Annotated in this window: 4 protein-coding genes; 2 read left to right on the top strand and 2 right to left on the bottom strand. The window is 74.2% G+C overall.

Going from position 1 to position 8,142, the window contains the following annotated elements; genetic code table 11:
- Positions 1-120: 120 nt before the first annotated feature.
- Together ACWGH0_RS34290 and ACWGH0_RS34285 are read right to left on the bottom strand one after the other, a co-directional pair.
- Positions 121-2,403, bottom strand: coding sequence for a salicylate synthase (locus tag ACWGH0_RS34290; protein WP_453408187.1), 2,283 nt, complete (start codon positions 2,401-2,403; stop codon positions 121-123).
- Entirely contained in the window at positions 2,396-5,911 is a 3,516-nt protein-coding gene (locus tag ACWGH0_RS34285; protein ID WP_453408186.1) for an amino acid adenylation domain-containing protein, read from the bottom strand. The genes ACWGH0_RS34290 and ACWGH0_RS34285 overlap by 8 nt, the downstream gene beginning before the upstream one ends.
- Before the next feature lie 296 nt (positions 5,912-6,207).
- Between ACWGH0_RS34285 and ACWGH0_RS34280 the strand changes: the two genes are divergently transcribed.
- Positions 6,208-7,860: a (2,3-dihydroxybenzoyl)adenylate synthase gene (locus ACWGH0_RS34280; protein ID WP_453408185.1), complete on the top strand. Its 1,653-nt coding sequence runs from the start codon at positions 6,208-6,210 to the stop codon at positions 7,858-7,860.
- Between the two features lie 64 nt (positions 7,861-7,924).
- Positions 7,925-8,131: an MbtH family protein gene (locus tag ACWGH0_RS34275; protein WP_453408184.1), complete on the top strand. Its 207-nt coding sequence runs from the start codon at positions 7,925-7,927 to the stop codon at positions 8,129-8,131.
- Positions 8,132-8,142: the final 11 nt, after the last annotated feature.

The following is an 8,142-nucleotide window of genomic DNA, read 5'->3' as shown; positions in this document are numbered from 1 at the left end:
TTCTCCCCCCCGTAAAACCCCGCGGGGAGCGGACGACCCGCGCGGCTTTTCCGTCGCCCGGCCCCACAGGGGGTACGGCCACATGGGGCCCCGCTTCCGGTCCCGTCCTCCCCGGTGAGCTCAGCGGGCCAGCGCTGCGGACTGCTCGTCAGGGGCGGACGCCAGGGCCGTGCCCCGGGTCTCGGCCGCCGGGACCAGGAAGCGCGAGACGCTGCGCATCTTCTCGCGCGTCTCCTCCAGTTCGCGTTCCGGCGTCGAGTGCCCGACGATTCCCGCGCCGGCCCGCATCCAGGTCCGCCCCTCGTGGCGGTAGACGCTGCGGAGCACCAGGGCGGCGTCGACCGTGCCGTCCGCGTCGACCGTGAGCACGGCGCCACTGTAGAGGCCGCGGGGCCGGCGCTCGGTGCGGCGGATGAGTTCGCAGCCCTCGGCCTTGGGTATGCCGGAGGCCGTCACCGCGGGGAACAGGGCGCCGAACGCCTCCCACGCGGTCCTGCCCTCGGCGAGCGAACCGGAGAGGCGGGAGGCCAGGTGCTGCACACTGCCCCGCTCCTTGATGGACATGAAGTCGTCGACGGCGACGGACTCCCGGGTGCAGACCTGTTCCAGTTCCTCCGCCACCAGGCGGACGGAGACCGCGTGTTCGAAGACTTCCTTCTCGTCGCGGTAGAGCTCCGCGCGGCGGCCGCGGTCCGCCTCCGGGTCGCCCTCCAGGGCGCGGGTGCCCGCCAGGGGCTGGGCGACGACATGGCCGTCCTCGCCCGTGACGCGGGCGACGATCTCGGGACTGAAACCGGCCGTCTCCCAGCCACCGAGCCGCAGCAGGAAGGAGCGGGCGGGGTCGTTGCCGCGGCGGCCTTCGAGGTACGTGGCGGGCATGTCGATGGGCGAGGTGACGGGCACCACGCGGGAGAGGATCACCTTGGTGAGGTTGCCGGCGCGGATCTCCTCCACGGCCGCCGCCACCGACGCCCGGTACACGTCGGCGTCGTGCTGCTCGACGTCGGCGGTGACCCGCCGCGTGCTGCCGACCGCTCCGCCGAGGGCGGCCGCCGAGCGCACCCGCTGCTCCAGCGCGTCGAGGTCCTCGGGGTCCAGTACGCGCAGCAGGGCGCCGCCGTCCTCGATCCTGACCTCCCGCCGGGGTACGGCGAGGTGGGCGAGCGGGGTGTCGGCGGGCGCGGCGGGCAGGCCGTGCAGGGGGTAGCTGAGCTCGAACGCGGCCCAGCCGTAGGCCCGCCAGCCCTCGACCCGTACGGCGGCAAGGGCCTGGTCGAGGGCGTCGAGGACCCCGCGGCCGGCGTGGAACTCGACCGGGTCGGCGTCGCCCAGGCGCAGGGTGGTCCCGCCCGAACGGACGACGACCGTGCCGTACTCGCCTTCCGCCCAGCCGATGGCGCCCCGGTTCTCGTAGAGGACGTAGGAGTCGGCCGAGGTCTCCGACAGTGCCGCCGCGGTGCTCAGCGCGTCGCTGGTCAGCGTGATGCGGCGCTCGTGGTAGGCAGGGGCGAAGGTCACGGCTTCTCTCTCTTTCCCGGAGTCGGCTCGTCCGGTGTGGCGGGCGTTTCCCTCGTGGGGATCGGCGGTGTGCGGCAGGTCGGCGGGCGGTACGGCGGCGGGCGCGGCGGTGCGGTGGAGGGACCGCAGCACGTGGTCGATGACGGCGGTCCGCTCGGGGATCAGGTAGAAGTGGCCGCCGGGCAGGACGTGCAGGGCGCTCGGTCCGGTGGCGACCTCGCCCCAGCGCGGTGCGTCCCAGGCCGGCACGGACTCGTCCCGGTCGCCGAGGAGCACGCGCAGCGGGGTGGTGATGCGCGGGTGGAGCTCGGGGGCGTACCGGCCGATGACCTGGAAGTCGGCCCGGCAGGGCGGCAGGATCAGTTCCCGTGCCTCGGGGTCGTCGAGCAGTTCGTCCGGGGTGCCGCCGAGGCGGCGCAGGTAGGCGACGATCCGGTCGTCGTCGTAGTCCGCCACGGGTGAGGGGCGCTCCAGCAGCCGGCGGGGGCTCGGCCTGCCGGAGACGACGAGGGCGGCGGGGCGGGGCCCGCCGGACGCCTCGAGACGGCGGGTCACCTCGAAGGCGACCGAGGCTCCCATGCTGTGGCCGAAGAGCACGGTGGGCCGGTCGAGCAGGGGAAGCAGCGCGGCGGTGGCGGCGTCCGCGAGCGTCCGCATGTCGGTCAGCGCGGGTTCCCCGAAGCGGCGTTCGCGACCGGGGAGGACCACGGACAGCACCTCGACGTCGTCGGGCACGGCCCGGGCCCAGTCGCGGTAGAAGGCGGGGGCGCCGCCGGCCGGGCCGAAGCACACGATGCGTGCCGTGGCGCCGGGCCGGGGCGCGTACCGCCGGAACCAGGCGTCGGCGGCGGAACCCGCCGCCGCGCCGGCGAGCGGCTCAGCCATCCGCGTGCTCCACATCGCGGTCGTTGTCGGTGAGTTGGGCGTCGATCTCGTCGTCCGACAGGGAGTCGATCTCCAGGTAGACCTCGGCGACGAGTTCGAGCCGGCCGTCGGCGTCGCGGGCCGCGAGTGTCCGGGCGAGTTCCGCGACGGTGAGGGACGCGAGGACGTCGTGGACGGACACGTCGTCGGTGTCGAGGGCCTCGCGCAGCCGCGCGGTGATGCGGGTGGCGAGGATGGAGTCGCCGCCGAGGTGGAAGTAGTCGTCGTGGCGTCCGACGCGGTCCGTGCCGAGGACGTCCGCCCAGACCCGGGCGACGACCTCCTCGAGGGAGGACTGCGCGGCCTCGTGCTCGCCTTCCTTGGTCCGGGCGGCGAGCAGTTCGCGCAGGGCGCGGCGGTCGGTCTTGCCGTTGGCGGTCAGCGGCATCTCGTCGAGGACGGCGAGGGTGTCCGGCAGCATGTGGGCGGGCAGCCGCTCGGCGGCCCTCGCCCTCAGGTCCGCCTCGTCGAGTGCGGCCCCGGCGCCGGTGGCGACGACGGCGCACAGGCGGGGCGTGGGCCCGGTGCGGACGACCAGGGCGGTGGCCTGGCGGACGGCGGGGTGCTGGGCGAGCGCGGCTTCGACCTCGCCGAGTTCGATGCGGAAGCCGCGGATCTTCACCTGGTCGTCGGCGCGGCCGAGGAACTCCAGGGTGCCGTCGGGCCAGTAGCGGGCGCGGTCGCCGGTGCGGTACCAGCGGTGGCCGTCGACCTCGACGAAACGGTCGGCGGTCCGCTCGGCGTCGCCACGGTAGCCGTCGGCCACTCCGGCGCCGCCGATCCACAGCTCGCCCGCCACCCAGTCGGGGCAGTCGCGGCCCTGGGCGTCGACGACGCGGCAGCGGACGTTGCGCAGCGGGGTGCCGTACGGGACGCTCGTCCACCGTGCGGGCACCTCGCCGCCCACGACCTCCTGGACCGTCGAGTGGATGGCGGTCTCGGTGGTGCCGCCGAGGCCGAGGAAGCGGCAGCCCGGGACCTGGGCGTGCAGCCGTACGGGCAGGTCCACGCCGACCCAGTCGCCGCCGAGCAGCACCGCGCGCAGGCCGGGCCCCATCGGCTGGTGTTCGGCCGCGGTGAGCAGCATGTCGAGCAGGCTGGGCACGCAGTTGAGGACGGTGACGGCGTGCTGCCGGACGAGCCGGGTCCACGCGGTGGCGTCCTTGCGGGTCTGTTCGTCGACCGTGACGACGGCTCCGCCGGCCGACAGGGGGGCGAAGATGTCGAAGACGGACAGGTCGAAGTCGAGGGCGGAGAGCGCGAGGGTGCGGTCGGCGGGGCCGAGGCCGAGGCGTTCCACGAGGTCGTCGATGGTGTTGGCGGCGGCGTGGTGGGAGACCTCGACGCCCTTGGGTTCGCCGGTGGAGCCCGAGGTGAAGAGCACGTAGGCCACGGATCGCGGGTCGGCGAGTACCGGTTCCGCCGGCGGCGTGGGCCAGGCGGCGGCTTCGGACAGCGGCAGGGTGGCGGCGTCGCCGTCGGCGGCGGTGGCGAGGACGACCTCGACTCCGGCGCGGGCGCGGATGGACTGGGCGCGGGCGGGCGGCTGTTCGACGCCGATCGGCACGTAGTGGGCGCCCGCGGCGTGGACGCCGAGGACGGCGACGAGCTGGTCGGGTCCCTTGGGCAGGCGGATGGCCACCGCGTCCCCGGGTGCGACGCCGCGAGCGCGCAGGGCGCCGGCCACGCGGAGCGCCCGCTCGGCGAGCTGACCGTACGTCAGCGAGGTGGTGTCGGCGGCGAGGACCGCGGGGGCGTCCGGGGCGGTGGCGGCGCGGGCGAAGAACGCCTGGTGGAGCGGCTGCTGGGGCAGCGGGCCGTCGGTGCGGTTGGCCTCGGTGCGCACGGCGAGCTGGGCTTCGGTGGCGAGCGGTCCCACGGGGACGTCCCAGGCGGTGCCGTCGGCCACCGTTCCCATGAGGTCGGTGAACGCGGCGAACATGGCCTCGGCGGCGCCGTCGGGGAAGGCGTCCGCGCGGACGTCCCAGTTGACGAGGAGGCCGTCGTGCAGCTCCGTGATCTGGGCGTCGAGGAGGACCTGCGGCCCCTGGGAGACGATCCACACGGGTTCGCCGAGGCAGCGCTCGACGTCCTGCCCGAAGAGTTCGCCGAGGTCGAGGGCGCTGGTGAAGACGACGGGGGCGAGGACCTGGGAGCCCTGGTCGCGGGAGAGGTCGCGCAGTACCTCGACGCCCGAGTACGAGGAGTGGGCGGCGGCGCGGTGCATCCGCTCCTGAGCGTCCCTGACCCGCTCGGCGAACGTACGGGTCTCGCTCAGGTCCACGTCGAGCAGCACGGAGCTGGTGAAGTCGCCGACGAGGCTGTCCACGTCCGGGTGGAGCGGACGGCGGTCGAACATGGGGACGTTGAGCAGGAACCTGGGCTCCCCGCTCCAGGCGCCCAGGACCTCGGCGAAGGCGGTGGCCGCGGCGACCGCCGGGGTGACGGCGTGACGCCGCGCCTGGTCCGTGAGGTGGGCACGCTGTTCGGGGCTGAGCCAGTGGTGCAGGCGGGTCACCCGGTGCTCGGTGCCGCGCTCGGCCTCGGGACGGGCGGGCAGGGTGGGGGCGCCGGGCAGTTCGCCGAGGCGCTCGCGCCACCAGCGCACGTCCTGGTCGCGCGGCGGCTGCGCCCGGCGCTCGTTCAGGTACTGGGCGTAGGTGTAGCCGAGCGCCGGCAGGGGACGCTCGGGGTGCTCGTAGAGGTGTACGAGATCGGCGAGCAGGGTGCGGTAGCTGCGGGCGTCGGCGGCGAGCATGTCGACGTCCACGTGGACGCGGGTGCGGCCCTCGGGCAGCAGGGTGACGCGGATGTCGAAGACCTGCCCCGCCTCGACGTCGAGCAGCTGGTGCGACAGCTGTTCGCGGAGGCGGGCGGTCCGCTCCGCGGCCTCCTCGGCGGAGGCGTTCCGCAGGTCGAGGACAGGGAGCGCGGTGCCACGGGTCCACGGTCCGACGACCTGGCGGCCGTCGTCCAGGATGCGGGCGCGGAGCATGGGGTGACGCTCCGCCAGCGCCGCCACGGCGGCGCCGAGGCGGGCGGGGTCGACCCCGGAGCCGTCGAACTCCGTGTAGAGGTGGGCGGCCACCGCTCCGAGGGCCTGGGAGCCGCCGCGGCCGACCCAGTACGCGTGCTGCATGAGCGCCAGCGGGAACGGTTCTTCGTCCGCGGTCCCGGAGGAGTCGGTCGGCGCCTGGGCGGCCACCGGGGCGGCGGCCGGCTCCGGTGCCGCGGCCGCGGCCGCGCCTCCCGCCTCGGCGAGCAGGCCGCCCCAGCCGGCCAGCGTGGGGCGCCGTGCCAGGTCGGCGAAGCCGATGTCCAGTCCTGTCCGTCGGCAGCGGTCCGCGATCCTCATCAGCTTGAGCGAGTCAAGGCCCAGTTCGATGAGGTTGTCCTGGTCGCCGGGGGATTCGGCGCCGGGGCCGAGCAGCTCGGTGACCACTCGCCGGAGGTCGTCGATCGACAGCATGAAGCGGCTTCTTCCTAGGGACGTCGTGTCGTGGGGAGGGACGCGTTCCGGACGGCTGTGAGCATCCGGACAGTTCGCGCGGACAAAGGGCGAACCGCCCTCAAATCGCCCTTGACCGGACAGGAATGGACACCAGCAGGGCCCTTCGCGACGAGAGGTGTGCAACGACAGGACTTAGGTTAACCTAACCACACCTGTTTGTGGATGCCGGGAACGACCCCGGTCTCCGCACCCATGACGAGCGGAAACCAGCGAGGAGCGCCAGTCGCCCTCCGGCCACGAGAGTTGAGCCGAACGTGACCCCTATCGCCACCGAGCCCCCCTCGCCCCTGCCGTCGGGGCTGACCCCGTGGCCCGCGGAGACCGCGGCCCGCTATGTCGCGTCCGGCCACTGGGACGGCCGGACCCTCGGAGCCCTGCTGCGCGACTGGGCCGCCCGGTACGGCGACCGGCTCGCGATCGTGGCCGGGCAGGACCGGCTCACCTACCGTCAGCTCGACGAGCGGGCCGACCGGATGGCGGCCGGCCTGGCGGACCTGGGTGTGGGCGCCGGTGACCGGGTCCTGGTGCAGCTGCCCAACACCGGTGCGTTCCCGGTGCTGTTCTTCGCGCTGGCCCGCCTGGGCGCGATACCCGCCCTGACGCTGCCCGCGCACCGCCTCACCGAGATCGGCCACCTGGCCCGGCTGTCCGGGGCCGTGGCGTACGTGATCGCCGACGAGTACGCCGCGTTCGACTACCGGGAACTGGCCGCCGCCGTACAGGCCGAGGCGCCCGAGCTGCGGCACGTCCTCGTCGCCGGCGACCCGGGGCCGTACACCGCGCTCGCCAAGGTCGACGCCGAGCCCCGCCAGTTCCCCGACCCCGACCCGGCGGACGTCGCCCTCCTGCTGGTGTCCGGCGGGACCACCGGCGTCCCCAAGCTCATTCCCCGCACCCACAACGACTACGGGTACAACGCGCGCGCCAGCGCCGAGGCGTGCGAGCTGTCGGACGACACCGTCTACCTCGCCTGCCTGCCCGTCGCGCACAACTTCCCGCTGGCCTGCCCCGGCATGCTGGGCACCCTGTCGGTGGGCGGGCGTGTCGTGCTCTCCCCCTCCCCCGCACCCGGTGACACGTTCCCCCTGATCGAGGCCGAACGCGTCACGCACACCGCTCTGGTGCCGCCGCTGATCCCGCTGTGGACCGACGCGGCGGAATGGGACCCGGCGGACATCTCCAGCCTGCGCGTACTCCAGGCCGGCGGATCGAAGCTCTCGGCCGACCTGGCCCGCACCATCCCCGACGCGCTCGGCTGCGCGGTGCAGCAGGTGTTCGGCATGGCCGAGGGCCTGCTCAACTACACCCGCTCGGACGACGACACGGAGACGGTCGCCCTCACACAGGGCCGGCCGCTCAGCGACGACGACGAGCTGCGCATCGTGGACGCGGACGGCCGGCCCGTCGCGCCCGGCGAGGCCGGAGAGCTGCTGGTGCGCGGCCCGTACACGCTGCGCGGCTACTACCGCGCCCCCGAGGTCAACGCCACCGCCTTCACCCCCGACGGCTTCTACTGCTCAGGCGACCTGGTCCGCCAACTCCCGTCCGGTCACCTGGTCGTGGAGGGACGGGTCAAGGACACCATCGACCGCAACGGCGAGAGCGTCTCCGCCGAGGAGGTCGAAAGCCACGTCGCGGCCCATCCGCAGGTCCGGCGATGTGCCGCCGTCGGTTTGCCCGACCCCGCCGGGGAGGGCGAGCGGATCTGCGCCGTGGTCGTCCCCGACGGCTCGTCGGCGCCGACCGTCCAGGCGCTGCGCGCCTTCCTGCTGGAGCGCGGCGTGGCCGCGTTCAAGCTGCCCGACCGCGTGGAAACGGTCGCGGACCTGCCGCTGACCGCGATCGGCAAGATCGACAAGCGGGCTCTGCGCCGCGTGCTCGCGGAGCGCGACGGCGGCGGGGCCTGACCCCCGCGGGCAACCGGCCGAGCCTGCCCTCCCGTACCGCCCCATCCAAGAAAGGCGTCACCCGATGACCAACCCCTTCGACGACGAGAACGGCTCCTTCCTGGTGCTGGTCAACGACGAGGGCCAGCACTCGCTGTGGCCGTCGTTCCAGACCGTGCCCGACGGCTGGCGTTCGGTGCTCGGCCCGGTGGGCCGCTCCGAGGCGCTGGCCCACATCGAGGCCAACTGGACCGATCTGCGGCCCAAGAGCCTCATCGAAGCCCAGCAGTAGTCCCAAAAGGC

Source organism: Streptomyces sp. NPDC054887 (assembly GCF_053610585.1).
Note: the sequence above shows the minus strand (reverse complement) of the source record. Positions and strands in the feature narration are given on the sequence as shown.